This window comes from Candidatus Tectomicrobia bacterium (assembly GCA_016192135.1).
Taxonomy (GTDB): domain Bacteria; phylum UBA8248; class UBA8248; order UBA8248; family UBA8248; genus 2-12-FULL-69-37.
Genome location: JACPUR010000001.1, coordinates 286431 through 310743, shown reverse-complemented (window position 1 = coordinate 310743; position 24313 = coordinate 286431). Strand labels below are relative to the sequence as shown.

At 68.3% G+C, this 24313-nt stretch carries 28 protein-coding genes; 11 read left to right on the top strand and 17 right to left on the bottom strand.

All coding sequences use genetic code 11. The features are described from left to right. Positions 1-2: 2 nt before the first annotated feature. The 3 genes from HYZ11_01420 to HYZ11_01410 all read right to left on the bottom strand — a co-directional run bounded on the left by HYZ11_01420 (position 3) and on the right by HYZ11_01410 (position 1709). Positions 3-1088, bottom strand: coding sequence for a TonB family protein (locus HYZ11_01420; protein MBI3126249.1), 1086 nt, complete (start codon positions 1086-1088; stop codon positions 3-5). Positions 1089-1182: 94 nt separating this feature from the next. Then, positions 1183-1479: a type II toxin-antitoxin system RelE/ParE family toxin gene (locus tag HYZ11_01415; protein ID MBI3126248.1), complete on the bottom strand. Its 297-nt coding sequence runs from the start codon at positions 1477-1479 to the stop codon at positions 1183-1185. Continuing rightward, entirely contained in the window at positions 1476-1709 is a 234-nt protein-coding gene (locus HYZ11_01410; GenBank protein MBI3126247.1) for an addiction module protein, read from the bottom strand. Before HYZ11_01410 ends, HYZ11_01415 begins: the two co-directional genes overlap by 4 nt. 218 nt (positions 1710-1927) lie before the next feature. Here HYZ11_01410 and HYZ11_01405 point away from each other — a divergent pair, with 218 nt between their 5' ends. Next, positions 1928-2860 (top strand): hypothetical protein, encoded by a 933-nt coding sequence (locus tag HYZ11_01405; protein MBI3126246.1) that lies wholly within the window; start codon positions 1928-1930, stop codon positions 2858-2860. Positions 2861-2981: 121 nt separating this feature from the next. Here HYZ11_01405 and groL read toward each other — a convergent pair whose 3' ends face one another. Next, on the bottom strand, positions 2982-4613 hold the full coding sequence (gene groL / locus HYZ11_01400) for a chaperonin GroEL (protein ID MBI3126245.1): 1632 nt from the start codon (positions 4611-4613) through the stop codon (positions 2982-2984). An 86-nt stretch (positions 4614-4699) separates the two neighbouring features. Next, positions 4700-5002, bottom strand: a complete 303-nt coding sequence (groES, locus tag HYZ11_01395; GenBank protein ID MBI3126244.1) for a co-chaperone GroES — start codon at positions 5000-5002, stop codon at positions 4700-4702. A gap of 505 nt (positions 5003-5507) precedes the next feature. Between groES and HYZ11_01390 the strand changes: the two genes are divergently transcribed. The 3 genes from HYZ11_01390 (at position 5508) to HYZ11_01380 (ending at position 7500) form a co-directional block, all read left to right on the top strand. Next, positions 5508-6284, top strand: coding sequence for an enoyl-CoA hydratase/isomerase family protein (locus HYZ11_01390; protein MBI3126243.1), 777 nt, complete (start codon positions 5508-5510; stop codon positions 6282-6284). Between the two features lie 196 nt (positions 6285-6480). Beyond that, the gene (locus HYZ11_01385) at positions 6481-6873 is read left to right on the top strand and encodes a VOC family protein (GenBank protein MBI3126242.1); all 393 of its coding nucleotides are present in this window, start codon (positions 6481-6483) and stop codon (positions 6871-6873) included. Between the two features lie 138 nt (positions 6874-7011). Beyond that, positions 7012-7500 carry a CinA family protein gene (locus HYZ11_01380; protein ID MBI3126241.1) on the top strand — a complete coding sequence of 163 codons (489 nt, stop codon included), beginning with the start codon at positions 7012-7014 and terminating at the stop codon, positions 7498-7500. A gap of 128 nt (positions 7501-7628) precedes the next feature. Here the strand turns inward: HYZ11_01380 and HYZ11_01375 are convergent, their stop codons facing one another. After that, positions 7629-7907, bottom strand: a complete 279-nt coding sequence (locus HYZ11_01375) for a hypothetical protein (protein MBI3126240.1) — start codon at positions 7905-7907, stop codon at positions 7629-7631. An 84-nt stretch (positions 7908-7991) separates the two neighbouring features. Here HYZ11_01375 and HYZ11_01370 point away from each other — a divergent pair, with 84 nt between their 5' ends. Further along, entirely contained in the window at positions 7992-8741 is a 750-nt protein-coding gene (locus tag HYZ11_01370; protein ID MBI3126239.1) for an isoprenylcysteine carboxylmethyltransferase family protein, read from the top strand. Positions 8742-8890: 149 nt separating this feature from the next. After that, positions 8891-9232: a HigA family addiction module antidote protein gene (locus HYZ11_01365; protein MBI3126238.1), complete on the top strand. Its 342-nt coding sequence runs from the start codon at positions 8891-8893 to the stop codon at positions 9230-9232. Positions 9233-9263: 31 nt separating this feature from the next. Here the strand turns inward: HYZ11_01365 and HYZ11_01360 are convergent, their stop codons facing one another. From HYZ11_01360 to HYZ11_01345, 4 genes are all read right to left on the bottom strand, one after another. Continuing rightward, positions 9264-9803: a hypothetical protein gene (locus HYZ11_01360; GenBank protein MBI3126237.1), complete on the bottom strand. Its 540-nt coding sequence runs from the start codon at positions 9801-9803 to the stop codon at positions 9264-9266. Further along, positions 9803-10159 (bottom strand): DUF488 family protein, encoded by a 357-nt coding sequence (locus HYZ11_01355; GenBank protein MBI3126236.1) that lies wholly within the window; start codon positions 10157-10159, stop codon positions 9803-9805. Before HYZ11_01355 ends, HYZ11_01360 begins: the two co-directional genes overlap by 1 nt. 127 nt (positions 10160-10286) lie before the next feature. Then, positions 10287-10715, bottom strand: a complete 429-nt coding sequence (locus HYZ11_01350) for a cyclic nucleotide-binding domain-containing protein (GenBank protein ID MBI3126235.1) — start codon at positions 10713-10715, stop codon at positions 10287-10289. 255 nt (positions 10716-10970) lie between these two features. Beyond that, entirely contained in the window at positions 10971-11192 is a 222-nt protein-coding gene (locus HYZ11_01345; GenBank protein ID MBI3126234.1) for a hypothetical protein, read from the bottom strand. A 266-nt stretch (positions 11193-11458) separates the two neighbouring features. Here HYZ11_01345 and HYZ11_01340 point away from each other — a divergent pair, with 266 nt between their 5' ends. From HYZ11_01340 to HYZ11_01330, 3 genes are all read left to right on the top strand, one after another. Further along, positions 11459-12253, top strand: a complete 795-nt coding sequence (locus HYZ11_01340; protein ID MBI3126233.1) for a DnaJ domain-containing protein — start codon at positions 11459-11461, stop codon at positions 12251-12253. Between the two features lie 26 nt (positions 12254-12279). Further along, on the top strand, positions 12280-12507 hold the full coding sequence (locus HYZ11_01335; GenBank protein MBI3126232.1) for a hypothetical protein: 228 nt from the start codon (positions 12280-12282) through the stop codon (positions 12505-12507). Between the two features lie 73 nt (positions 12508-12580). Then, positions 12581-12772 (top strand): hypothetical protein, encoded by a 192-nt coding sequence (locus HYZ11_01330; protein ID MBI3126231.1) that lies wholly within the window; start codon positions 12581-12583, stop codon positions 12770-12772. Here HYZ11_01330 and HYZ11_01325 read toward each other — a convergent pair. The 6 genes from HYZ11_01325 to tmk form a co-directional block, all read right to left on the bottom strand. Next, the gene (locus tag HYZ11_01325; GenBank protein MBI3126230.1) at positions 12759-12941 is read right to left on the bottom strand and encodes a hypothetical protein; all 183 of its coding nucleotides are present in this window, start codon (positions 12939-12941) and stop codon (positions 12759-12761) included. The two genes, HYZ11_01330 and HYZ11_01325, sit on opposite strands and share 14 nt — an antisense overlap. 706 nt (positions 12942-13647) lie before the next feature. After that, positions 13648-15267, bottom strand: coding sequence for a YchF/TatD family DNA exonuclease (locus HYZ11_01320; protein MBI3126229.1), 1620 nt, complete (start codon positions 15265-15267; stop codon positions 13648-13650). A 276-nt stretch (positions 15268-15543) separates the two neighbouring features. After that, positions 15544-17541, bottom strand: coding sequence for a methionine--tRNA ligase (metG, locus tag HYZ11_01315; GenBank protein MBI3126228.1), 1998 nt, complete (start codon positions 17539-17541; stop codon positions 15544-15546). Then, positions 17538-18500, bottom strand: coding sequence for a stage 0 sporulation protein (locus tag HYZ11_01310; protein ID MBI3126227.1), 963 nt, complete (start codon positions 18498-18500; stop codon positions 17538-17540). Before HYZ11_01310 ends, metG begins: the two co-directional genes overlap by 4 nt. 9 nt (positions 18501-18509) lie before the next feature. Further along, positions 18510-19574, bottom strand: coding sequence for a hypothetical protein (locus HYZ11_01305; protein ID MBI3126226.1), 1065 nt, complete (start codon positions 19572-19574; stop codon positions 18510-18512). After that, positions 19535-20188: a dTMP kinase gene (tmk, locus tag HYZ11_01300; protein MBI3126225.1), complete on the bottom strand. Its 654-nt coding sequence runs from the start codon at positions 20186-20188 to the stop codon at positions 19535-19537. The genes HYZ11_01305 and tmk overlap by 40 nt, the downstream gene beginning before the upstream one ends. Positions 20189-20379: 191 nt before the next feature. On the opposite strand from tmk, the gene HYZ11_01295 reads away from it, so the two are divergent. After that, a complete protein-coding gene (locus tag HYZ11_01295) occupies positions 20380-21285 on the top strand; it encodes a sel1 repeat family protein (protein ID MBI3126224.1) in 906 nt (301 codons plus the stop codon). A gap of 511 nt (positions 21286-21796) precedes the next feature. Here the strand turns inward: HYZ11_01295 and HYZ11_01290 are convergent. Further along, entirely contained in the window at positions 21797-23290 is a 1494-nt protein-coding gene (locus HYZ11_01290; protein ID MBI3126223.1) for an aldehyde dehydrogenase family protein, read from the bottom strand. 178 nt (positions 23291-23468) lie between these two features. Here HYZ11_01290 and HYZ11_01285 point away from each other — a divergent pair, with 178 nt between their 5' ends. Then, positions 23469-24242, top strand: a complete 774-nt coding sequence (locus HYZ11_01285; GenBank protein ID MBI3126222.1) for a DUF4412 domain-containing protein — start codon at positions 23469-23471, stop codon at positions 24240-24242. Positions 24243-24313: the final 71 nt, after the last annotated feature.

The following is a 24313-nucleotide window of genomic DNA, read 5'->3' as shown; positions in this document are numbered from 1 at the left end:
TTTCACGGCACCACCCGGCGGCCGGCGTGCTCGTAGACGAAGGTGCCCTCGATGTTGAGGAACTTGCGCCCCAGGCCCGGCGGGAAGGGCTTGAAGGGCGCCGCCTTTGTGACGGCGGAGAGGGCCTCGTCGTCCAGGATGCGGTACCCCGAGGAGGTGAGGAGCTCCACCTGGCGCAGCCGGCCGTCCGCCGAGAGGATGAAGCGCAGCACCAGCCTCCCCGAGTAATCGCGCGCCTCGCGGGGCCAGCTCCAGTGGCTCTGGATGCGCTCCTTGATGTGGGCGAAGTAGGAGGAGAAGCGGAAGTCCCGCGTGTCGAGCGAGATGGCCTCGCCGATCTCCTCCTTCTTGAGATCCTTCTCGAGCGAGGCGCGGGCGATGCGATCCGCCTCCTCGTCCGAGAGCTTGAGGTTGGGCGCGTCCGGGCGGCCCTTCGGCCGGGCCCGGAACATGGCGAGGGGGTCCTGGGGCGGGGCCGGGCGCTGGGGCGGCCGCGCCCGCTGGGGCTTGGCCTCTTCCTTCTTCGGCTCCCGCCGGGGCTCCTCTTTCGGTTTCTCCCTCGGTTCCTCCTTCGGAGGAACCGCTCTCGCCTGCTCCTGCCGGGGCGCCGGCCGGGGCCCGGGCGGCCGGGATGCCTGCGGAGGCTCGGGCGGCTTCGCTTCGGGCTCGGGGGGCTTGGGCGCGGGCTCCCGGGGGGTGGGGGGGACCGCCTGGACCTCGGGCACGGGGGGCGCCGGGGGAGAGGGCGGCGAGGGCGGGAGCGAGGCCGTCTGCTCCTGGGGGGCGCCCCGGCGGGCCGGGACCTTGTCCTCCGCCTCGCGGGGGAGCCGGGGCTCGGGGCCGGTCAGCGCCTCCCCGCTCTCCTTGCGGTTGGCGTCCGAGAGGAGGCGGCTCTCCGGGTTCTCCGGCACCGTCTCCTCGGGCTTGGGCAGCTCGACCGAAACCACCCGGAAGGCGGGCGGGCGGCTCTCCGCCAGCCGGGCCGGCCAGAGCGCCTGAAGGCTGAAGGCGGCGAACGCCAGGAGATGGAGCAGAAGGGATATCAGGAGGGGGAGGGCGACCCCCGGCGAGCGCCTCTCGCGGCTCATCGCGTCCTACCTGGCGGCAAGGGGGCGAAAGCCCGCCCCAACGGCGTGTATTTTAGGGCCCGGGGGGGCGTGGGGCAAGGCGGGGGGAATGGCTCTAAGATAACATTCTTGAACGCCAATAACCGGGCCGCCGCCGATGATGAGAGATGGCAAGAACGCGGACTGATTCGGGTGGTAGCGAATAGATAAGGGTGAAGGGAAAACGATCCAGAACAAATTGGCGGAGGTCCGGCTCCACCGGATGCCCTAGCGCGGGCTGCTCCAGAAGAAGGTCGCAAGCCCGCCTCACTTCAACACCGAATCGCCGGCCTAACCCCGGCACCTGAAGCTCGTAGCGGAGAGCCGCCTCGATGAGTTCCCGCTCCGCCTCCGGGTGGAACTCCAGCCTCATCCGTCGAGGCGGGAGCGCAGATTCTCAAACACACGGTCGGCGGCAACGGGCTGCACCTTGCCCTCGGCCAACTCGCGGTGACGCTTCCTCGCCTCCTCCAGCCAGGCGCGCTCGGCGCCAGCCTCGGCCGGCCCGTCCAGCTCGGCGAGGAGAGAGCGGAGCACCTCCGCCTTTTCCCCGTCGCTCAAGGACCGGAACTTCGCCTCGATCTCGGCGATCACGGTAGTCATCGTTGGCTCCAAGAGAAAGGAAATCCTCACTACATCATTCTAGGGCTAGAGGGATAAGGGGAGCAAGGCGGGGAAAAAGACGAAGATAAGAGGATTGTCGGGTTGCAGTAGGTACGGATACTTCAACGAGTTTTCCTAGTTTTTGATTCACTTAAGGTCGGCTACTATACCGCCCGTTCGGTTTGAATAAAATCAGAAAAAATATACCTGAGGAGCATATGTCAGAAGAAGATCGGGCACGCCTGCAATATCAATTACAATCCGTATATGAAGCATTGTCCAAGACAAGAGTTTTGGCGGGAATTTTCGACCAGACATGGTTTTATAGAATCAAACAGGAGATTGAAAAAGCCGATCTTAGTGAACCATTCACATCCGATGCCGCATTCATGTTTTTTATGTTAAGTCACCCGTTCCGCGGCATCGAATGGTTTGAAAGCGCGCAGAAGCTATTAGAAGAGGGACATCCCCAGGACCTTGAAAGGGGACAAGAGATAGCTATCGCCTTGTTTGGCCGTGATCCAGTTAGAACCTTCCTGCCTATCCTCGAAGAACGCCTAGCGAGTTTGCAAGCGCTACCTTTCAAGCAAAGCGAGGTAGCAAACAAACTGAAGGAGCTATGCGCCACTCGGTTTAGTCAAAAGTTTCAAAACCATGCCTTTGAGCTATCCGTTCTTGGTTTTTTTGCCAAGAAGGAAATTCTCACCGACATCGAGGTTTCAGTCGGCAATGGCGGTAGCAAGGTCGATGGAGAGATAAAGATAGACAACCGCCCAATCCTCATCGAAGTCACGTTAACCACGCAAGAGATTCTTTCCCGAGTTCCAGGCCCCCATACTGCAAACCCAAATACGCTGATAGCGCAGGTATTTAATAAAGTTCACAAAAAAGTGGGGCGGGGACGTCAACTCGGCGTTGCCGGAGGAAATCCCTCGATTCTGTTTCTCGGCAGGAATCCCCTGGGAGCAGACAGACATTTTGCCCAATTGGGAATTGAGCGATGTTTCGATGACCCAACTCTTAACCTATCCGGAATAGTGATCTCTGATAGCTGGAAATTTCTGCAAACCGAATTTCATGAATTGCCTCACTCCAGAACACCCTTGTCAAAGCTTGAAATCGACAAACTTAGAAGCTTGCTCGATAGGTGATTGGGGATTCTCCGCTGTTAACCAACATCTCACCGTTGCTATTTTCGTTTTGAAAAACAACCGGGGGGCGCCCTCGCGGGCGCCCCCCGGTGCTTCTCGTCTCAGCCGCCGAGGCGGCTCCTTACATGTCCATTCCGCCCATGCCGCCCGGGGGCATCCCGCCGGGCATGCCCTTCTTCTCCTCGGGCTTGTCGGAGATGACGCACTCGGTGGTGAGCATGAGGCCGGCCACCGAGGAGGCGTTCTGGAGAGCGGAGCGCACGACCTTGGTCGGGTCGATGATGCCGGCCTTGACCAGGTCCTCGTACTCGAGGGTGGCGGCGTTGAAGCCGACGTTGCCCTTCTCGTTGAGCACCTTCTGGACCACGATCGAGCCCTCGGCGCCGGCGTTGTTCGCGATCTGGCGCATGGGCTCCTCGATGGCGCGGCGCAGGATCTGCGCGCCGACCTTGCGGTCGCCCTCGAGCTGGAGCGAGTCGATGACCTTCTGGCAGCGCAGCAGCGCGGTGCCGCCGCCCACCACGACGCCCTCCTCGACGGCGGCGCGGGTGGCGTTCAGGGCGTCCTCGACGCGGGCCTTCTTCTCCTTCATCTCGGCCTCGGTCGCGGCGCCGACGTTGATGACGGCCACGCCGCCCACCAGCTTGGCGAGGCGCTCCTGGAGCTTCTCGCGGTCGTAGTCGCTGGTGGTTTCCTCGATCTGGTTGCGGATCTGCTTGACGCGGCCCTCGATGTCCTTGGCCTTGCCCTTGCCCTCGACGATGGTGGTGTTGTCCTTGTCGATGGTGACGCGCTTGGCCTGGCCGAGGTCATCCAGGGTGACGTTCTCGAGCTTGATGCCGAGGTCTTCGCTGATGACCTTGCCGCCGGTGAGGATGGACATGTCCTCGAGCATCGCCTTGCGGCGGTCGCCGAAGCCGGGGGCCTTGACGGCGGCGCACTGGAGCGTGCCGCGCAGCTTGTTCACGACGAGGGTGGCCAGCGCCTCGCCCTCGACCTCCTCGGCCACGATGAGGAGCGGCTTGCCCATCTTCGCGATCTTCTCCAGGAGAGGCAGGAGATCGCGCATGTTGGAGATCTTCTTCTCGTGGAAGAGAAGGTAGGGCTCGTCCAGCGAGGCTTCCATGCGATCGGGGTTGGTCACGAAGTAGGGGCTGAGATAACCGCGGTCGAACTGCATGCCCTCGACGATGTCGAGGGAGGTCTCCATGGACTTGGCTTCCTCGACGGTGATGACGCCGTCCTTGCCGACCTTGTCCATGGCCTCGGCGATGAGGTCGCCGATGGTGGAGTCGCTGTTGGCCGAGATAGTACCGACCTGGGCGATCTCGCGCTTGTCGCGGACGGGCTTGGAAAGCTTCTTGAGCTCCTCGACCACACGCTCGACGGCCGTGTCGATGCCGCGCTTGAGGTCGATGGGGTTGGCGCCGGCCGTGACGTTCTTCAGGCCCTCCCGGAAGATGGCCTGGGCCAGCACGGTGGCCGTGGTGGTGCCGTCACCAGCCACGTCGGAGGTCTTGCTGGCGACCTCGTTCAGCATCTGGGCGCCCATGTTCTCGAAATGATCCTCGAGCTCGATTTCCTTGGCGACCGTGACGCCGTCCTTGGTGGAGGTGGGGGAACCAAACTTCTTGTCGATGACCACGTTGCGACCCCGGGGGCCGAGAGTCACCTTGACGGCGTCGGCCAGCTGGTCCACGCCGCGCTTGATCTTCGCCCGGGCTTCCTCGTCGAACAGGATGATTTTCGCCATGCCTTGTGCTCCTCGTGCTTGCGGGTGGATGGACGCCTAGCTCGCCCCAAGCGGCCCGCCGCTTGGGCGGTGGCAGGTACCGCCACCTAGCGCAGGACAGCCAGGACGTCGTCCTCGCGCATGACCAAAAGATCCTCGCCGTCGATCTTCACCTCGGTGCCGGCGTACTTGGCGAAGAGGATCTTGTCGCCCTCTTTTACTCCGACCGGCTGCCGCTTGCCGTCGTCGGTCACCTTGCCCGGCCCCACGGCCACCACCTCGCCCTCCTGGGGCTTCTCCTTGGCCGTATCCGGGATGATGATGCCGCCGACCTTCTCCTCGTCCGCATCGAGGCGCTTCACCAGGATGCGGTCCTGCAGGGGCTGAACCTTCGTCTTCACCTTCGCCATTCTTCTCCCTCCTTCGCTCACTTTGCCCACAAACTTGCCCTTTCGAGCTTCCGGGTATGCCGCTTCGGCCCTTCCTCTTCGCCTGGCTCGCGGGAAATCGGTGCGATGCAGATGCGCCGCCTCCGCGCGTTACGCGTACGTCAAGCCCCTAGGTCTGGCTTCAGGCAACCTTAAGTATGAGTGTAAGACACTAAGGTTTTAATGCGTCCTGTCGCTCAGATATATACAAAAATGGCTCGGCGCTGTCAATAAGAAATTAGCACTCATTGCACTAAATTGCTAACAAAAATTTCATGACACCCCATTTTGCGGAAAACCCTTTGATTTTGAGCCTAATTCGCCAGACTTCGGCGCGCGAGAGCCCTCGCCAGCCGCGCCGGGGCCGCCCTCCAGATGACGCGCCCCGCCCCCTGCGCTATCTTCCAGTCCTTCATTTCCCCGTCCGGGCGCGGCCGGCTTCAGGGCCCGCCCCGCTCTTCATGTGCCGTCGGAGGAGGAGTTCCCGGTGCCGTTCGACAACCTGCTCGTGGAGATCGCCGAGGGCGTCGCCCTCCTCACCATCAACCGCCCGGAGGTACGCAACGCCCTCGATCCCAAGACCTGGGAGGAGCTGGCCCGGGCCGTGGAGGAGCTGGAGCGGGACGATTCGGCGGGTGTCATCCTCATCACCGGGGCGGGGGACAAGGCCTTCGCCGCCGGCTCGGACATCCGCCAGATCCAGGAGCGCACCCTCCTGGACGGCCTCGCCGCCCCTCCCTCCCGGGCCCTCGTGCGGGTCGAGGCGGCCGAGAAACCCCTCATCGCCGCCGTGAACGGCTTCGCCCTGGGCGGGGGCTGCGAGCTCGCCCTGGCCTGCGACATCCGCATCGCCAGCGAGCAGGCCCGCTTCGGCCAGCCCGAGGTGAACCTGGGCATCATGCCCGGCGCGGGGGGGACCCAGCGCCTCGTGAGCCTCGTGGGCCCCGGCAAGGCCAAGGAGCTCATCCTGACGGGGGACATCATCGACGCCCGGGAGGCCCACCGCATCGGCCTGGTGAACCAGGTGGTCCCCCACGGGGAGCTCCTGGCGGCCGCGCGGGCCATGGCCAAGAAGATCCTCTCCAAGGGCCCCCTCGCCGTCCGCCTCGCCAAGGTGGCCCTGAACGCCCGCGTCCAGCACGGTCCGGACGCCGGGATGCTCGTCGAGCGCCTGGCCCAGAGCTGCCTCATGACCACCCGGGACAAGCAAGAGGGCACGACCGCCTTCCTCGAGAAGCGCGCGCCCAAATTCGAGGGGCGGTAGGCCAATGGGCCAAGAGGAAGCAAAGCGGGGTCGCCGTTCCCTCTCCCTCCGGGAGAGGGTAGGGTGAGGGAAAGCCACGGACGGGAAGGGAACCTGCCCTCACCCCGGCCCTCTCCCAAGGGGAGAGGGAGACATGCACGGCGAATCACGCAGCGGCGCACGGATTTTCCTAGGCCGCATCCTCCAAGGAGGCCCCATGGACTTCTCGTTCGACCACGTGCACCTCATCTGCCGGGACGCCGAGGGGATGGCCGGGTACTTCGAGCGCGTCTTCGGCGGGGAGCGCATCCTCGACGATCCGGACTTCCACGGCGCCCCCAACATTGTCGTGCGGGTGGGCACGGCCAAGATATTCTGCCGGGGCGCGCGGCCCGGGGAGAAGCCCGGCCCCTCCTGCGAGGGCTCCATCATGGGGCTCGACCACTTCTCCTTCACCGTGGAGGACACGAAGGAGGCGGCCGAGTTCGTGCGCCGGCGCGGGGCCCGGTTCATCCGCGAGCCCGGGCCCAGCGGCCTCGGCGGGCGCTGGACCGGCTACATCCAGGGACCCGAGGAGGTCCGCATCGAGCTCAGCCAGCGGACGATTTGACCGGGAGGAAAATCAGGAATCCGTAGGGGCGAACCTCGTGTTCGCCCCGTTCGTCCCCCTGGCGCGAGGGGCGAATACAAAATTCGCCCCTACAGACCATGCTCCTCAGGGGCATTTACCTACAGAGGAGACGCCGCCATGCCCGATCTCGCCGCCCTCGGCCGCCGCGCCGGGGAGCTCCTGAAGGAGCGCAAGGAAACCGTCGCCGTCGCCGAGAGCTCCGCCGCCGGCCTCATCTCCGCCGCCCTCCTGGCCCAGCCGGGGGCCTCGGCCTACTTCCAGGGCGGGTGCGTGGTCTACACCTACGCCTCGCGGACCATCCTCCTCGGCGTCCCGGCGGAGGGCTTCAAGGACATCCGCCCCTCGACCGAGGAGTACGCCCGGCGCCTCGCCCGCCACGCCCGGGAGCGCCTCCAGACGACGTGGGCCGTCGGGGAGACGGGGGCGGCCGGGCCCTCCGGCAACCGCTACGGCGACCCGGCCGGCCACTCGTGCATCGCCGTCGCGGGGCCGGCCGAGAAGTCCCTCACCGTCGAGACGCGGAGCGCCGGCCGCGAGGCCAACATGTGGGCATTCGCCCGGGCGGCGCTGGAACTGCTCGTGAGCGCGCTGGAGGAAAAGGCGTAGGACGAACGGGCGCGAAAATCCAGGGGAACGTTTGAATCCGTGTAGGGGCGGTTCGCGAACCGCCCCTACGGGGATCGGCGGAATATCCCGCCCGTCCGGCATGGGCGCTGTTTTACAAGCGAGCGGCCCTACCTCGCCTCCCGGCACTCCCATCTCCCGAAGCGGTGGACGGGCGTCCCCGAATCCGGGCACTTCGGGGGGAGGGGGATGGACCGCTCCTTCTCCCGGGCCTGCTTGTCCAGGCAGGCGGGGCGGGGGAGGACGGCGCGGCGCCCTTTCCCCGCCGGAATGGTGCGGCTCCTCTCGGTGAAGGGCGGGCAGTCCGGGGCGGCGGGCGCCAGCCCCGGCAAGAAGAGGCCGAAGAGAAGGACGAAAAAACAGAGGGAGGCCCGCGGCAATCGCTTCAAGGTAGAATCCCCCCCGGCGGCGCCCCGGATTCATCATCGCGGCCCCGCCCGCGCAGCGTCAACCCGCCAAGAGGGAAAGCCCCCATGCCGCGCTGGCCGGTCCTCCTCTACGGGATGGGATGCTACACCGCCTTCCTCGCCACGGTCCTCTACGGCGCGGGCTTCATCGCGGACGCATCCTTCCTCCCCAGGACCATCGACTCCGGCCCCCCGGCGCCACCCGGGCGGGCGGCGGCCGGCAACCTCGCCCTCCTCGCCCTCTTCGGCCTCCAGCACAGCCTCATGGCCCGCGAGGGGCTCAAGCGGCGCTGGGCCCGCCTCGCCCCCGGCCCCATCGAGCGCCCCACCTACGTCCTCGCCTCGAGCCTCGCCCTCATCCTCCTCTACTGGGGGTGGCGCCCCCTGTCCGCCCCCGCGTGGGAGGCGCAGGGCCCCCCGGGCCTCCTCCTCCTCGCCCTCCACCTGGCGGGCTGGGCGCTCGTCGCCCTCGCCACCTTCCAGGTGAACCACTGGGACCTCTTCGGGCTGCGCCAGCCCTGGCTCCACTTCACCCGAAGGCCCTACACTCCTCTCCCCCTCATGGAGCGCGGCCTCTACCGGCACATCCGCCATCCCGTCCTCTCTGGCACCCTCCTCGCCATCTGGGCTGCCCCACGGATGACCCAGGGGCGGCTCCTCTTCTGCGCGGGCCTCACCCTCTACGTCCTCCTCGCCGTCCGCTGGGAGGAGCGCGGCCTCCTCGCCGCCCACGGCGCGGCGTACGCGGAGTACCAAAGGCGCGTGCCCAGGTTCGTGCCGGGGTGGGGGAGATGGAGAGACGCAAGACGAACGTAGGGGCAGGCCCCCGTGCCTGCCCCACCAAGGGCGGCCACAGGGGGCCGCCCCTACAGAGGACGTCGGCTGAGCCGTCATCCTGAGCGAAGCGAAGGATCTGCTTCTATCCTATAATAGACATCCGCATCGCGCGCAGGAAAGGGAAACGCATGCCCAGGCGCAAGGAATACTTCGTCGGCAGAAACCGCAAACGAAGAATCCTGTTGCCCCCCATCCACCCTGGGGTCATCCTGCGGATGGACGTGCTGCCCGCCCTTGGGCTCTCGGTGAGCGCGGCGGCGCGCCAGCTCAAGGTCTCGCGCCAGACCCTCCACCGCATCCTGGCCGAGAAGTCCTCCATCACCCCCGAGATGGCCTTGCGCCTCGGCAAGTTCTGCGGCAACGGCCCTGGCCTCTGGCTCAGCCTCCAGCAGGAGCACGACCTCTGGTTCGCCGGGAAGCGGATGAAGAAGGTGATTGAGAAGATCCCAGGGCCGAAGAGGGCAGCATGAGGGGGGGGAACCTAAAAAATTTTCTCCGCACTTAGACTCCTTTAGAAATCTCTCGAAGTACAATCAAAAGTTTGACAACCCAAGGCGACGAAAATACGACAACGCATATGACGCTTATGCCAAAAACTACCGACCAAAACACGAGAAAGATGAAAGGTATCCAATCTCGTGAGGGCCAACCCCTCCAATGCCAGTTCCTTTGAGTTCTACTGTCGCTGACCAACTGTTCTACTCGAGCTCGAAAGCCATAATTAACATCACGTGCAAGTTCATCCAGTACTTTTCCCCTCGACGTTGAATACAAAAAGTTATTTCGATATATCCTTCGAATAAAAAAACTCATCCAAAAAGCCGCAAAAGAAAGCCCCGCCTCCAAAATACTGACCAGAAGAGGCTTCCCAAAAAGCAGCAAAGTGGCAGCCGAAACAAAGAAGAAGGATTGTGCAACCATATATCCTGACTCTAACGTCCCATAGAATGATTCGGCTCCGTAATATTCCCTGTGCAACAAATCGAATTGGCGTTCCAAATTTTCCCTTTGATCTTCCTCGTCATCCTGCCCGTTGGTCATCACACTCCTCCAAGGAGCCCCTTGATCACCACCGCCTGGTTCCTTTTCTCGTCCTTGGCGCCGAACACGAGCGTGACGGTCTTGTGCTCCCTGGCGAGCCGCTTGAGCTCGGCCAGGGCGCTCCGGGCGGGCTCCCGCCTGAGCTCGGCCTTGTAGCGCCGCTGGAACCCGGGCCATTTCCCGGGGTCGTGGGCGAACCACTTGCGGAGCGGGGTGGAGGGGGCGGCGTCCTTGAGCCAGAGATCGATGCGGGCCTCGTCCTTCGTGAGCCCCCGGGGCCAGACGCGGTCCACGAGGACGCGCAGGCCGTCCCCGGGCGAGGGGGGCTCGTAGGCGCGCTTCAGGCGGATGGGCATGCAAGCCCCCCCCGCGAAACGTCACTGGCAGGATGAAACCGTAGGGGCAGGCCCCTGTGCCTGCCCCGTTGAAGGGCGGCCACGGGGGGCCGCCCCTACGGATCGCCTGGCCCATCCACCCTTCCCGTCAGCTCAGCATCGCCTTGTCCATCGCGCGGATACGGCCGGCGAGGGTGGGGAGGAGGCGCACGGCGATCTCGGGGTAGGCCTTGAGCAGGCGCCGGAAGTCCCACTCGGGCATGAGGTAGCAGGTGACGTCGTCGAGGGCGCGGGCGCTGGCCGAGCGGGGGCTCCGGTCGAGGATCATCATCTCGCCCACCACCTCGCCGGGCCCCAGGGTGGCGAGGCGCTTCTCCTTGCCGTTCGAGGCGGAGCCGAAGATCTCGACCTTCCCTTCCACGATGAAGAAGAGGCCCAGGCCCTTGGTGCCCTCGCGGCAGAGCAGGTCGCCGGGCCCGTAGCTGCGCTCGACGCAGAAGGTGCTGATCTTGCGGAGCAGGTGCCGGGGGAAGCCCTGGAAAAGCGGAATGCGGCCGATGCACTCGATCTTGTTCATGGCGTCCTCCCCCCGGCCCGGGATTTCCCCGGGATTCCTCTCCCGCCCGGCGCCTCCCGGCGGAGCTTCCCCCCTGGCGGGACGCGGGGAGCGTGACCTCCCCCCGGCGCCTGCGCGAAACCGCCTGGATGTGAAATCCGCTGGAAGCCCGGCGGCGGGCCACACATGCGCCGATCCGTCCGTCCGCCTGGCAGGGCGGGAGAAGGCGTCTCGCGCGTCGGATGCCCGATGGTAGCACACCCGGCCGGAGCAGGACTACGGCTTGCCCTTGTCCCGGTAGGACTGGCGGGGGGTTTCGTCCGGAATGCCCCGCAGCTCCCGGCGGGCGACGCGCGCGAGGCGGTCCCGCACCCAGCCCGAGGTGGAGAGGCCCGACTTCTCGGAGGCGCGCTGGATGAGGTCCAGCAGCTCCTGGGTCATGCGGATCTGCATGGGGCGGTCGTGGTGGCGCTTGGCGGGGGTCTTGGGGTCGTCCATGGCCGCCTCTCTATTCGCGTCTCGCCCGGGGGCGAGGCATGCCCTGCCCCTACAAAGACAGGGTCTACCGGCCTTTTCCCAAGCAAATGTAGTGCCAATGGCACCATAAATCAAGCCAAAATTTTCGGTGGACATCAGATTTTTCCGCTTGATTTTGGCATTCCATTGGCAGTACATTTCCCACATTGAACTGCATGCCATTGGCAGTACAAATCGACCGGACGGATTTCAGGGCGTGCAAGGAACCTTAGCCGGAGACCCGATTCATGGCCCTCTCGCTTTTCCCCCGGCGGGCCCGCGCCTTAGAGACGCTGGGCCTCTCCCCGGACGCGGGGCGCGAGGCGATCCGCCGGGCCTTCCGCCGCCACGCGCTGGCCTGCCATCCCGACCTCCATCCCGGCCGCCCCGGCCTGGAGGAGCGCTTCCGGGAGCTGGCCGAGGCCTACCATCTGGCGCTGGCCGAGGATGAAACGCCCGCCCCTCCCGCGCCGCCCCGGCGGGGGCGCGACCTCTCCTTCCGCCTCGCCCTCCCCTTCCTCCAGGCGGCCCTGGGGGGCGAGGCCCTCCTGCGCTACCCCAAGCCCTTCCCCTGCCCGCGCTGCGCGGGGAGGGGCTGCCGCCGCTGCGGGGGGAAGGGCGAATCCCTGGAGCGCGCGCGGCTGCGCGCGCGCGTCCCGGCGGGGGTGGAAGAAGGCGAGATCCTCCGCCTGCGGGCCGCCGGGGGGCTGGGCGCGCCGGGCGCGGCGCCGGGCGACCTCTACCTCTCCGTCTCGATCCGCCCCCATCCCGTCTTCCGGCGCCGGGGGCCGGACATCCACAGCGAGGCGGCCGTGCCGCGCGCCCGGCTCTGGGAGGGCGGCACCATCCGGGTGGGCACCCTGCGCGGGACGCGGCAGGTCTTCCTCCTGCCCTACACCCCGGAGGGAAAGATCATCCAGCTCCGCGGGGAGGGTATCCGCCGGGAGCGCGGAGGAGAGGCCGAGGCGGGGGATCATTTCGTCCGGATCGCCGCCTCTCCCGTCCCGCCGGCAGCCATGCCGTTCGCTCGGGGGCGCCGGTGACCCCCGCGACGCCTGGAGGATGAGGGATGGACCTCCGCGTCCCGGGCCGCCCCTGGCCCCAGCCTCCTTATGCGGAAAGCGGCCCCGCCCGGCCGGGCGGCCGGACCCCAGCGCCCTTCGCCGCCGGGCCCCTCGTCCTCGACCTCGAGCCTCTCGACGAGGGAGCCGCGCTCTTCCATCCCTCCCCGGCGCAGGGAACTCCCCCAGCCGGGATTCATCCCCACCGGGGGAGGCTCATCGATATTCAAATTTGACCCGGGTCCGGCCTTGACCTGAGTGCGCGGGCGTCGGGCGGAGGCCATATGCGTGAATCAGGAGGATCACGCCATGACGCGACACACCTACCACCAGTTCACGGCCGCCATCTTCGCCATCATCGCCCTGCTGCACCTGTTCCGGGTGTTCTACGGCTGGCCGGCCGTGGTCGGCGCCTGGACCACCCCGATGTGGGTGAGCTGGGCGGCGCTCCTCATCTCGGGCTACCTGGCCTGGGCGGGCTTCCGGCTCAGCCGGGCTTGAGGGACGGGGAGGCGTCCTCGGGCCGGCACGGACGTCCGCTCCGCCGCGCGCCGGCCCAGGCGGGTCCCCCGCCGGGCTTTCCGTCCTCGGCCTCGAGCCCATCGAGGAGGGCGTCCTTCTCCGGCCCGCTCCCCTCGGCGGGCTTCCTCCGGCCGGCGCCCTCCCCCACCGGGGGCGCCTCGTGGACATCCGGATCTGAGCCGGATAAGCCCAAATTTCTCCCTGATCCGGCTGCGGCACCTTATTTTTGATGGGCTTTTTGGGTCAATAAGCGAGACTAACCGCGACAGGCCGCGGGACGGCCACCCGATGGACCTCCCGGTCCCGCGGGGGCGGGTTTCAGACCCGCCCCTACAGATGAACGCCCGGAGGTGGTCTTACCGCGCCACATATTCCTTTCATGGGCTTTTCCCGTTACTAAGCGTTACTCGCCGTTACTCCCTCCATGGGCGTGTGGGCTCTGCGCCCCGCGAAAACGCGCGGGCGCGCCGCGCCCCTCGGGCAAGATACACCCCGGAGGCGGAGGGCCGCTTACCGCAATTTCGTCCAATTTCGCGCTGGTTCGTGGCAGAGAGAAAAAAGAAGCGCCCATGGGCCTGAAGGACCCGCCCCTGCCGATCGGATTTAAGAGGGCTGGCTTCTTCCCTTTCATGTATCGTCCGGTCCTTTCCAGCCGGTCCAGAGGCGCTTCTCCAGAGGGCGCGGGCCGGGCGAGGACCGCCGCGCGGGCCCCGGCCCATATTGGGGGGGAGGGTCCCCCATGTGGGTGAGGCTGGGCGGGGCTCCTCGTGGCCGGCTTCCTGCTGGGGCGGAGGTGGTGACGAAACCAGTGTCCGAAACGACGGGCGGGTTCTTATGAAAGGAATTTGGAGAAGCTAATCCGTCAGCACGTACTCCCGCGCCCGGAAGGGCACGCCCAGTTCCTCGCGGGCGACCTTCTCGCAGGCCGCGATGTCGATGCCGGGCATGCGGACGGCGGTGACCTCCACCTCGGGGAAGTGGAGCCGCGCGCTCCGGACGAAGTCCTTGACCGAGGGGTAGGGGTTCTCGATGCCCTGGGTCTTGCACACCTTGGCGTAGGCCTCGGGGGTCGCCGCCTGGAGGCTCACCGAGACGGCGTCCAGGACCCCCCGCAGCTCGGGCACGATATCGTAGCCCGCCGTGCGGCTGCCCAGGCCGTTCGTGACGAGGCGGATGCGCTTCGCCCCCTTCTCCCTCAGCCCCCGCGCCACCTCCGCCAGCACGTCGAGCCGGAGGGTGGGCTCCCCGAAGCCGCTGAAGACCACCTCGTCGTAGCCGGAGGGGTCGCCCGCCGCCTCGAGGATGGCGGCGGCGCCCGGCTCCTCAGCGGGCTCCGAGGGCAGGGTCAGGTCGTGGCCCTTGAAGACGCGGTCGCTCAGCAGGCCGCAGTAGTAGCAGGCGTTCTGGCAGCGGTTGGTGATGTTGAGGTAGAGGCGGCCCTCGTGCGCGTAGGCCAAGCTGCCGCCCTTCCGCTCGGGCCCGATCCCGAAGAGCCGCCGGGCGTTCGAGGTGGTGATGCGGGCCGCCTCGCCGGTGGACAGGCCGTGGATCCGGGCCAGCGTCTCGGCCACCTGGTAGGCCAGGGCGGGCTCGTTGCGCTTGCCCCGCATGGGCGGGGGCGCGAGGTAGGGGCTGTCCGTCTCGACCAGGACGCGCTCGATGGGCACCTGGGCGAAGACCTCCTGCAGGGCCTGGCCGTCGTCGAAGGCGAGGGGCCCCGCCGCCCCGAGGTGGAGGTCGAGGGCGAGGAACTTCTTCGCCAGCTCGGCGTCGCCCGTGAAGCAGTGCACCACCCCTCCCGCCCGCCACACCTTCTCCTCGGCCAGGATGGCGTGCACGTCCTCCCCCGCGTCGCGGCAGTGGACGATCACCGGCTTGCCCGCCTTTACGGCGAGGCGCACCTGCTCGCGGAACCAGTGGCGCTGCGCCTTCTGGGGGGAGTTGTTGCGGTAGTAGTCGAGGCCGATCTCCCCCACCGCCACCACGCGCGAGTGGCTCGCCATGGAGGCGATGGCGGGGAGCGTCTTATTGTCGATCCCCTTCACCTCGTGGGGGTGAATCCCGACGGCGGCGTACACCCCGCGGAAGGAGCCCGCCACGTCGATGGTCTTCCGGCTGCTCTCGGCGTCCGAGCCCACCGAGAGCATGAAGGCCACCCCCTGGGCGTGGGCGCGCTCGACCACGGCCCGCCGGTCGCGGTCGAAGGCCGCGTCCGCCAGGTGGCAGTGCGTGTCCACGAGGACGAGGCCGTCCTCGCGCGCGGCGGGAGGGGGAGGCAGGGCCGCCGGGAGCTGCCCCTCGCCCCCGGCCTCCGGCTGCCCCTGCGGGCGCTGGCCGGGACGGGGCGGGCCGCCTCGCCCGAACCGGCGCCCGCGGCGCCGGCGGTGGAAGCCGCCTCCCGGGCGGGGAGTGCCCCCTCCGTTCGAACCGCCCGGGCTTCCGCCCGGAGCGCCGCCGGGATTCTGTTCGCTCATCACGTTTCCTTCGGCCTCCCGGGGAGGCCCTTCAGGCTGCAAAGCCGGGAATGATTCCTGTCATTCCTCCCTTTGGAAGCAAGACAGGAAATCGCTCCCGCTGTCTTTCCCTCCCCCTCCGGGGGAGGGCTGGGGTGGGGGAAATCGCTTGGTGGCCTTCCCTCCCCCCTCGGGCCCATGCGGGCCCGACCTCCCGGAGGGAGGGGGCAAAGAAAATTCCCTTCTCGGATTGAACGGCCCGCCGCCGGATGGGCGCCCCTCAAAATGACCGGCTCATCACTGGATCTTTGCGCCGGGGGAAATCTCGCCCTCGACGCCCGCGACCAGCAGTCGGTCGCCGTCCCGCGCGGCGAGGAGCATCCCCTGCGATTCGATGCCCATCAGCCTGGCGGGCGCGAGGTTCGCCACGAGGATGATCGTCCGGCCCACCAGGGCCTCCGGCGCGTAGTGCCGGGCGATGCCGGCCACGACCGTGCGCGGCGCGCCCCCCAGCGTCACCTGGAGCTTGAGCAGGTTCTTGGATTTCGGCACGGCCTCGGCCGCCATCACCCTGGCGGCGCGCAGGTCGAGCTTCCGGAAGTCGTCGATGGTGACGAGATTGGCCGCCTCCCCGCCGGCGTCCGCCTCCCCTTCCCCGGCCTTCGGGCCGGGTTTCTCCCCCGCCGGGACCGGAAGGGCCTCGCCCCCCGCGATGCGCGCCGCCACCTTGCGCTGGATCTCCTCCCGCGCATCTTCCTCGATGCGGGGGAAGACGGGCTCCCCCAGCTTCGTCTCCAGGGAGTCCGGCAGGGACTCCAGCGCCGCGAGCCTGTCGAAGGGCCCGGAGAGCCAGCCCTCGGGGAGGCCGAGCTGGCGGCCCATCTTCTCGGCCGCCGCGGGCATGACCGGCGAGACGAGCACGGCCGCGAGCCGGGCCGAGGCCGCCGCGTGGTAGAGCACGGCGTCCAGGCGCTCCTCCCGCTTCTCCTTGGCCAGGGCCCAGGGGGCGCTCGAGTCCAGGTACTTGTTCGCCGCGCCCACCACCTGGAGCGCCGCCCGCAGGGCCTCCTGGAAATTGGTGGCCTCCATCTGCTGCACATAGCGCCCGGCGCACTCGCGCGCGTTCCGCCGCAGCGCCTCCTCGGCCTCCCCCTCCCCGCCCGGGGCGCGGCGGACGCGGCCCCCCCGGTAGCGCTTCACCATGCTCAGGGTGCGGTGGAGGAGGTTCCCCAGGTCGTTGGCGAGGTCGCTGTTGATGCGCTCGATGAGGGCGCGGTGGGAGAAGTCCCCGTCCAGCCCGAAGGCGATCTCCCGCAGGAGGAAGTACCGGATGGGGTCCACCCCGTACTCCTCGATGAGCCAGTGGGGATCCACCGCGTTCCCGAGGCTCTTGGACATCTTCTGCCCCTCGACCGTCCACCAGCCGTGGCTGAAGACCTGCTTGGGGAGAGGCACCCCCGCCGACATGAGGAAGGCGGGCCAGAAGACGGCATGGAAGCGGATGATGTCCATGCCGATGAAGTGCTGGTCGGCGGGCCAGGGGTTTCCCGGCGCGGCGCCCCCGGGGCCGAAGCCGCCCGCGGTGAGGTAGTTGCTCAGGGCGTCGAACCAGACGTAGACGACGTGGGCCGGGTCGTCCGGCACCGGAATGCCCCACTTGATGCTCGTGCGGCTCACGGAGAGGTCGCGCAGGCCGCTCTCGACGAAGCGGACCACCTCGTTCCGCCGGGTCTCGGGCTGGACGAACTCCGGATGGGCGCGGTAGTGCGCGAGCAGGGGCTCCTGGTACTTGCCCAGGCGGAAGAAGTAGCTCGGCTCCTCCACCCACTCCACCTCGGCGCCGGTGGGGGCGACCTTCTTGCCGTCCGGGCCTTCGCTGATCTCCTCCTCGGCGTAGAAGGCCTCGTCGCGCACGGCGTACCAGCCGGCGTAGGAGCCGAGGTAGATGTCGCCCGCCTCCCGGACGCGCCGCCAGATCTCCTGCACCCCCAGCTTGTGGCGCTCCTCGGTGGTGCGGATGTAGTCGTCGTAGCGGATGTTGAGCTTGGCCCACAGCTCCCGGAACTTGGCGCTGTAGGCGTCGCAGAAGGCGAGCGGGTCCTCCCCCGCGGCGCGGGCCACGCGCTCGACCTTCTGGGCGTTCTCGTCCGTCCCGGTCAGGAGGAAGGCGGGCTCCCCGCGCAGCCGGTGGAAGCGGGCCTTGGCGTCCGCCGCGACGGTGGTGTAGGCGTGCCCCAGGTGCGGCTTGTCGTTCACGTAGTAGATGGGCGTCGTGATGTAGAAAGGCTTGGTCATTCTCGCCCGCCGGGACGGCCCTTCGCCGCCGCCACAGGCACCTCCATCGGCGTCTTCAGCGCGAACTGCCCCGTGGGCAGGCGGGTGAGCTGGCTCGAATGGACCGTCAGCCGGTCCCCCGTCTCCAGGGCGAGGGTGATCTCCTCCTTCAGCAGGTCCTGCCGGATCACCGTCGCCCCGCAGTTGCAGCCGCCCACCTTCTTCTTGCAGGCGGGCAGGGTCTTCTTCACCGCCAGGTAGTGCGAGTGCTCGAAGCGGAGGCAGCACTTGAGCCGCCCGCACCCGCCCGAGAGCTTGGAGGGGTTGAGGCTCAGGTTCTGGTCCTTCGCCATTCGCACCGAGATGGGGTCGAAGGCCTTGAGGAAGGTCGAGCAGCAGTACTGCCGCCCGCAGTCCCCGCACCCGCCGATCATGCCCGCCTCGTCCCGGGCCCCCATCTGCCGCATCTCGACCCGCACCGAGAGCTGCTCGGCCAGGGCGCGGACGAGGCGCCGGAAATCGACCCTTCCCTCCGCCGAGAAGAAGAAGGTGGCCTTCTGGTTCGAGAAGGCGTACTTCACGTCGATGAGCCGCATGGGGAGATCGAACTCCTTGATCTTCTCCAGGCAGAGCGCCTTGGCGCGGGCCTCGAGGCTGACGGCGCGGGCGACGCGGTTCACCTCCTCTTCGCTGGCGCGGCGGAGCACCTTCCCCAGGGGGCCCGGCACGTAGCGGGCCTCGAGCACCCGGGGGCTCTCGACCACCTCGCCCCATTCGGCCTCGCCGGCGGCGGACTCGGTCACCACCTTGTCCCCCACGCGGAGGCAGAGGCCGTCCATCAGATGGTAGACCGGCCGCGCCGCATCGCGCGCGCGGACGCCCACCACCTTGATCTTCTCGCGGGGATCGGGGGGCTGATATCCTTCAGGCAGCAGATCGGAACCCTTCTGGAAGGTCCCGGTTGGTGTTTCCTCTGTCATTCCAACCTCTTATGCGTTGAGGGCCACCGTGGCCCGCAGCGCGAACACCAAGGCCTCGAGGGTCAGGGCCGGGTTCGTATTCACCACCCCGACATCGTGGAGGGCCGCCTCCACGCGGTCGAGCGCCTCGGTCAGACCGTTCATGCCCCAGCGGCGGCCGATGCCGGCCAGGGTCTCCTCCAGGTCCGCGTGCCAGGGCTCCACAGCCCCGGGCGCCGCCTGGAGGATCAGTATATCCCGAAGCAGCCCGCGAAGCATTTCCAAAAAACGGACCGCCGCCTCCCGTGAAGCCTCCCCCCCGGCCACCTGCCCCCCCGCCAGGAGGAGGAGCTGGACCTCGTCCGCCTTCCCGGGAGGGGCGGAGAGCCCCTCGATGAACTCCAGGGCGGCCTCCCGCCGCCGGGCCAAGGCCTCGGCCCCGCCCTCCAGGGCCAGCCCCAGGCGGCCCATGGTGAGGGAGATGACCTCGTCCGGCTCCATCCCCTCCCCCTCCCACCGACCGGCCTCCTGGAGGGAGGCCAGGACGGCGCGCTGGTCCGCCCGGGCGAGGGCCCGGAAGCGCACCTTCCGGCAGCGGGAGACGATGGTGGCGGGCAGGCCCTGCAGGTTCGGGGTGAGAAGAAGGAGCAGGGTGTCCGGCGAGGGCTCCTCCAGCGTCTTGAGGAGGGCGCTGAAGGCGTCCACGGTGACCGGCTCGTCCGAGTTGTCCAGGATGAAGGCCTGGCGGCGGCCCTCCTGAGGGCGGAGGTAGGCCCGGGCCAGCACCTGCTCGCGCACCGCGTCGATGCCGATGGAGCGCTTGGGCTTGCCGCTCCGGTCCATCTCGGGCCGGACGGTCACCACGTCCGGGTGCACGCCCCCTGCCACCTTGCGGCAGGGGAGGCAGGCCCCGCAGGGCCTCTCCGCCTCGGGCGCCTCGCACTGGAGGGCCTGGGCGAAGAGCCGCGCGGCCGTGCCCTTCCCCGCGCCGGGCGGCCCGTGGAAGACATAGGCGTGCGCCACCCGCCCCGAGGTGAGGTCGCGCCGGAGGGCGGCTACGGCCGCGTCTTGGCCGCGGAGGTTCTCCCAGCCCATCCGAAAGCCTCCTTCACGGCCTCGACAACGCGCGTGTGCGTCTCTTCAATCGTTCCCGGGGGAATCACCCGGAAGCGCCCCGCCTCCCGCTCCACCAGCGCGAGGAAGCCCCGGCGCACCCGTTCGTGGAACTCCAGCGCCTCGCGCTCCAGCCGGTCGCCCGGCCCCCGGCCCCGCGCCCGCCGGAGCCCCTCCTCCACCGGAAGATCGAAAAGAAACGTCAGGTCCGGCGCCAATCCCCCCGCCGCCCAGGCGTTCAGCGCGCGCACCCGCTCCCCGTCGAGCCCTCTTCCAAAGGCCTGGTAGGCCGTGGTGGAGTCGAAGAAGCGGTCGCAGAGCACGTTCAGGCCCCGCTCCAGCGCCGGGCGGACGGTCTCGCGCACGTGCTGGGCCCGGTCGGCCTCGTAGAGGAGAAGCTCCGCCTCGGGCGCCACCGCGCCCTCGCCAGGGGTCAAGAGCGCCTGGCGAATGGCCCGGCCCAGCGCCGTCCCTCCCGGCTCCCGGGTGGCGAGGACGGGGAGACCCCCCTCCTCCATCCAGGCGCGCAGGAGGCCGAGCTGGGTGGACTTGCCCGACCCCTCGATCCCCTCGAACGTGACGAAGCGCCCGCGCATGGAACCTCCAGCCCCATTTCGAATGGGGGACGGGGGAAGCTTATCACAGGGAGGTGGACGCGCAGGTCTGTAGGGGCGAGGCATGCCTCGCCCCTACAGAACATGGACGCGCGCCTCGTCCCAAGATCCCGCCCCCTTGGAAGAATCCCCGCGCGGCCCCTATAATTCAACGCCGCCCGGGAGCCCTACCCATGAAACGCCTTCTCGCCGCGTACCTTCTCCTCGTCCTCGTCCTCGCCCTGGCCGGCTGCGCCGCGCTGGATAGGCCCGAGGAAAAGCGCGCCGCGGAGCCCCCCCAGCCCTCCCTCCAGGCGCGGGCCGAGGCGGGGGAGCCGGAGGCGCAGTTCCGCCTGGGCGAGCTCCACGAGGAGGGGCGGGGCGTCCCGCAGGATGCGGCCGAGGCGGTCAAATGGTACCGGCTGGCCGCCCTTCGGGGGAGCACCCCCGCTCAGCTTCGCCTGGGCCTCATGTACGACGAGGGACGGGGGGTGGGGCGCAGCTACGCCGAGGCCGCCCGGTGGTACCACCCTGCGGCCCGGCAAGGCGATCCCACGGCCCAGAACAACCTGGGCATCCTCTACCAGCACGGCCGGGGAGTGAAAGGGGACCCCGGCGAGGCGGTCCGGCTGTTCCGGCTGGCCGCGCGCCAAGGGAGCCCCGCCGCCCAGAACAACCTGGGCTTCATGTACGCCCGGGGCCAGGGCGTCCCCCGGGACGACGCCGAGGCCGTGCGCTGGTACCGGCTGGCCGCCCGGCAGGGCCACGCCTCGGCCCAGAACAACCTGGGCTTCATGCACCAGAACGGCCGCGGGGTGCCTCAGGATCATGCCGAGGCGGTGAAATGGTACCGCATGGCCGCCGCGCAGGATTTCCCGCCCGCCTATTACAACCTGGGCGTGATGTACCAGGCGGGCCGGGGGGTGCCCCAGGACCACGTGCGAGCCCACATGTGGCTCAACCTGGCCGCGGCGCGGCTTCCCGCCGGGGAGGCGCAGGACCAGGCGGCCCAGGCCCGCGACGCCCTCGCCCAGAAGATGACCCCCGCCCAGATCGCCGAGGCCCAGCGCCTCGCGCGCGAGTGGAAGCCGGGGAAATAATCTGAACGGCGTGACCCCTGACCGTAGAGGCGGTTCGCGAACCGCCCTCGCCACAATTCTGCAGGGCAAAATGCAGGGGCGACCGGCCGGTCGCCCCTACGGAAATCGAATCCCCTCGCCGCCTGATGAATCCGCAGGGGCGTTCAATTGAATGCCCCTACACGAACGGCGGCTCCCAGGCACCGCGGGATGTCAACGGTGAAGGCCTTTCGAATTTCCCCCTCCCGCCGGGAGGGGGCGGGGGGAGGGAACGGCCCGAGACGATCTCCCCCTCTGTGCAACCGGGTACATGGGTGACACTTCACTCCACCGGTTTTTGGGTCCTTCCCGGAGGTGGAGGGGAAACGGCGCAAGGGCCGTGGCGGCTTGGTTTCCGTAGGGGCGGTTCGCGAACCGCCCCTACAGAGGCGAGGGTGGAGCCGTTTTCCCCCCAGGGCGAGGCAGCTGCCTCCGGCGAAGCCTTCGGCGGAGCCGAGTACCCCGCCCCTGCAGAGGTTGGCGAACCACCGGGTCAATCCACCTTCGACGACAGCCCCTGGGCCAGCTCGATTTCCTCGGCGTGGTTCACCGTCCAGGCCACCTGGTGGGTGACGGCGGCGAAGAGGGCCGCGGCCGAGGGCATGCCCGTGCCGCTGCGCTTCACCCCGCCGAAGGGCAGGTGCACCTCGGCCCCGATGGTGGGCAGGTTTACGTAGCCCAGGCCGAACTCGCACTCGCGCTGGATGCGCCGCGCCTTGCGGTAGTCCTCGGTCGCGACGGCGCAGGCGAGGCCGTAGGGGGTGTCGTTGTAGACCTCGATGGCGTGGTCGAGGTCCCGCACGGGCACGAGGGCCACGTGGGGGCCGAATACCTCCTCGCGCAGCACGCGGCTCTTCGGGCTGGGCGCCAGCTTGTAGACGAAGGGCCCCATGAAGTGGCCCCCGCGGCGCTCCCCGTCGGGGAGCTCGGCCCGGTCGAGCAGGATCTCGCCCCCTTCCTCCCGGGCGAGCTTGTTGTAGCCCGTGACCTTCTGGACCGCGGCCTCGTTGATGAGGGGCCCCATGAACATGGCCGGGTCGAGGGGGTCCCCCACCCGGATGCGCGCGGCCAGCCCGGCGAAGCGGCGGCAGTATTCCTCGTAGAGCGGCTCCTCGATCAGAATCCGCCCCGCGCTCACGCAGCGCTGGCCGGCGGTCTTGAAGGCGCTCAGGAGCCCCGCGCGGACGGCCAGGTCCATGCGCGCGTCCTTGAGCACGATGAGGGCGTTCTTGCCGCCCATCTCGCAGACGGCGAGGCGGTGCTCGCTCTCGGCGCAGGCCTTGCGGATGAGCTGGCCCACCTCGAAGGAGCCCGTGAAGAGCACGGCCTCCACGTCCTTGTGGCGGATGAGGGGGTCGCCCGCCTCCTCGCCCGTGCCCTGGAGGAGGTTCACGACCCCGTCCGGGAAGCCCGCCTCGCGCATCAGCTCGGCGAGGCGGTGGCCCACGGCGGGGGTGTCCTCGGAGGGCTTGAAGACGGCGGTATTGCCCTCCACCAGGGAGGGGCCCAGGAGCCAGAGGGGGATGGCGAAGGGGAAGTTCCAGGGGGTGATGACGGCCATCACGCCCTTGGGCTTGCGGACGACGGAGGAGTCCTTCGCGGCGAACTCGCTGGCCAGCACCTCGCCCAGCGGCATCCGCGAGGCGCCGAAGACGTACTGCGCCATGTGGATACCCTCGACCACGTCGGCCAGGGCCTCGTTCCGGGGCTTCCCGCACTCGCGGGCGAGGAGATCGGCCAGGGGCTCCTGCTCGGCCTTCACGAGCTGGACGAAGGCGTCGAAGAACTCCCCCCGCCGGATGCGCGAGAGCGCCCGCCAGCCGGGAAAAGCCTCCTTCGCCGCCGCCACGGCCCGCTCGGCGTCCTTCGCCCCCGAGCGCGGGAAGCGGCCGATCACTTCGTCCGTCCGCGCGGGGTTCACGCTCTCGAACGCGGCGCCGCCCGCCGCTGAAACCCATTCGCCGCCGATGAGATTCCGGCCCTCGATCACCATGGCCAGGCCCTCCACCGCCGCCCCCGGCGGCCCGGAGCGGCCTCATTCTTTTAATTGTAAATCAGGCACCCGGGGGCGGGCCATCCGGGTATTTCCCCGCCTCACGGGCCGGGGGGAAATGTGGGATAATCGAGGGCGGCCGCCGGACCCTCCCGAAATAAGGGGAATATCGATGCGGACGGCCATCGCCGCGTGCGCGGCATGGGCATGGATGGTTCTCTCCCTCGCGGCGGCCCCCCCGGCCGGGGCGGGGTTCCTCCTGACGTTCTCGGGCGCCTCCGACAGCCAGACCCCCGCGCGGATGTCCATCGAGAAGGAGGCCCTCCGGATCGAGGAGGGCGGGAACGTCGCCATCTACCGGCGGGACAAGAACCTCCTCTGGAGCCTCAACTCCCGGGAGAAGACCTACACCGAGCTCACGCATCAGCAGGCCGAGAAGGTGGGCAAGGATATGGGCAAGGCCATGGAGGGCCTGCGCGAGCAGATGAAGGACCTCTCCCCCGAGGAGCGGAAGCTCATGGAGGGGATGATGGGGGAGGCCCTCAAGAAGCACTCCGCCCCCTCCAAGGTGGAATACCGGAAGATCGCCTCGAACGCGCGCGCCGGGAAGTGGACCTGCGACCGCTACGAGATGCTCGTCGACGGCCGCAAGAAGGCCGAGACGTGCTTCGCGCGCGCCGCCTCCATCGGCGTCGATCCCCCCGAGGCCCAGACGCTCGAATCCTTCTTCGCCTTCATGTCCAAGACCGCCAAGCAGATGGGCGCCGTCTTCGGGGTGTTCCAGGGCTCGGAGCCGCCCGGCATCCCCGTCGAGACCGTCTCGTTCTCCGAGGACAAGGCCTCCGAGCGGATGGAGGTCCAGGAGATCGCGCGCAAGTCCTTCCCCGGTTCGCTCTTCGAGGTGCCGGAAGGGTACCGGAAGGAGGAGATGGGGCCGGGGAGGTAGGGGGCGCGCATGCAGGGGCGTTCAATGGAGCGCCCCTGCGAATGCCTCCCGGCCGTCATTCTGAGCGGAAC

Bases quoted from the DNA above. Each gene is read 5' to 3' on its own strand.
- HYZ11_01420 (MBI3126249.1), bottom strand. From the start codon at position 1,088: ATGAGCCGCGAGAGGCGCTCGCCGGGGGTCGCCCTCCCCCTCCTGATA.
- HYZ11_01415 (MBI3126248.1), bottom strand. From the start codon at position 1,479: ATGAGGCTGGAGTTCCACCCGGAGGCGGAGCGGGAACTCATCGAGGCG.
- HYZ11_01410 (MBI3126247.1), bottom strand. From the start codon at position 1,709: ATGACTACCGTGATCGCCGAGATCGAGGCGAAGTTCCGGTCCTTGAGC.
- HYZ11_01405 (MBI3126246.1), top strand. From the start codon at position 1,928: ATGTCAGAAGAAGATCGGGCACGCCTGCAATATCAATTACAATCCGTA.
- groL (MBI3126245.1), bottom strand. From the start codon at position 4,613: ATGGCGAAAATCATCCTGTTCGACGAGGAAGCCCGGGCGAAGATCAAG.
- groES (MBI3126244.1), bottom strand. From the start codon at position 5,002: ATGGCGAAGGTGAAGACGAAGGTTCAGCCCCTGCAGGACCGCATCCTG.
- HYZ11_01385 (MBI3126242.1), top strand. From the start codon at position 6,481: ATGGACTTCTCGTTCGACCACGTGCACCTCATCTGCCGGGACGCCGAG.
- HYZ11_01380 (MBI3126241.1), top strand. From the start codon at position 7,012: ATGCCCGATCTCGCCGCCCTCGGCCGCCGCGCCGGGGAGCTCCTGAAG.
- HYZ11_01370 (MBI3126239.1), top strand. From the start codon at position 7,992: ATGCCGCGCTGGCCGGTCCTCCTCTACGGGATGGGATGCTACACCGCC.
- HYZ11_01365 (MBI3126238.1), top strand. From the start codon at position 8,891: ATGCCCAGGCGCAAGGAATACTTCGTCGGCAGAAACCGCAAACGAAGA.
- HYZ11_01360 (MBI3126237.1), bottom strand. From the start codon at position 9,803: ATGACCAACGGGCAGGATGACGAGGAAGATCAAAGGGAAAATTTGGAA.
- HYZ11_01355 (MBI3126236.1), bottom strand. From the start codon at position 10,159: ATGCCCATCCGCCTGAAGCGCGCCTACGAGCCCCCCTCGCCCGGGGAC.
- HYZ11_01350 (MBI3126235.1), bottom strand. From the start codon at position 10,715: ATGAACAAGATCGAGTGCATCGGCCGCATTCCGCTTTTCCAGGGCTTC.
- HYZ11_01345 (MBI3126234.1), bottom strand. From the start codon at position 11,192: ATGGACGACCCCAAGACCCCCGCCAAGCGCCACCACGACCGCCCCATG.
- HYZ11_01340 (MBI3126233.1), top strand. From the start codon at position 11,459: ATGGCCCTCTCGCTTTTCCCCCGGCGGGCCCGCGCCTTAGAGACGCTG.
- HYZ11_01335 (MBI3126232.1), top strand. From the start codon at position 12,280: ATGGACCTCCGCGTCCCGGGCCGCCCCTGGCCCCAGCCTCCTTATGCG.
- HYZ11_01330 (MBI3126231.1), top strand. From the start codon at position 12,581: ATGACGCGACACACCTACCACCAGTTCACGGCCGCCATCTTCGCCATC.
- HYZ11_01320 (MBI3126229.1), bottom strand. From the start codon at position 15,267: ATGAGCGAACAGAATCCCGGCGGCGCTCCGGGCGGAAGCCCGGGCGGT.
- metG (MBI3126228.1), bottom strand. From the start codon at position 17,541: ATGACCAAGCCTTTCTACATCACGACGCCCATCTACTACGTGAACGAC.
- HYZ11_01310 (MBI3126227.1), bottom strand. From the start codon at position 18,500: ATGACAGAGGAAACACCAACCGGGACCTTCCAGAAGGGTTCCGATCTG.
- HYZ11_01305 (MBI3126226.1), bottom strand. From the start codon at position 19,574: ATGGGCTGGGAGAACCTCCGCGGCCAAGACGCGGCCGTAGCCGCCCTC.
- tmk (MBI3126225.1), bottom strand. From the start codon at position 20,188: ATGCGCGGGCGCTTCGTCACGTTCGAGGGGATCGAGGGGTCGGGCAAG.
- HYZ11_01295 (MBI3126224.1), top strand. From the start codon at position 20,380: ATGAAACGCCTTCTCGCCGCGTACCTTCTCCTCGTCCTCGTCCTCGCC.
- HYZ11_01285 (MBI3126222.1), top strand. From the start codon at position 23,469: ATGCGGACGGCCATCGCCGCGTGCGCGGCATGGGCATGGATGGTTCTC.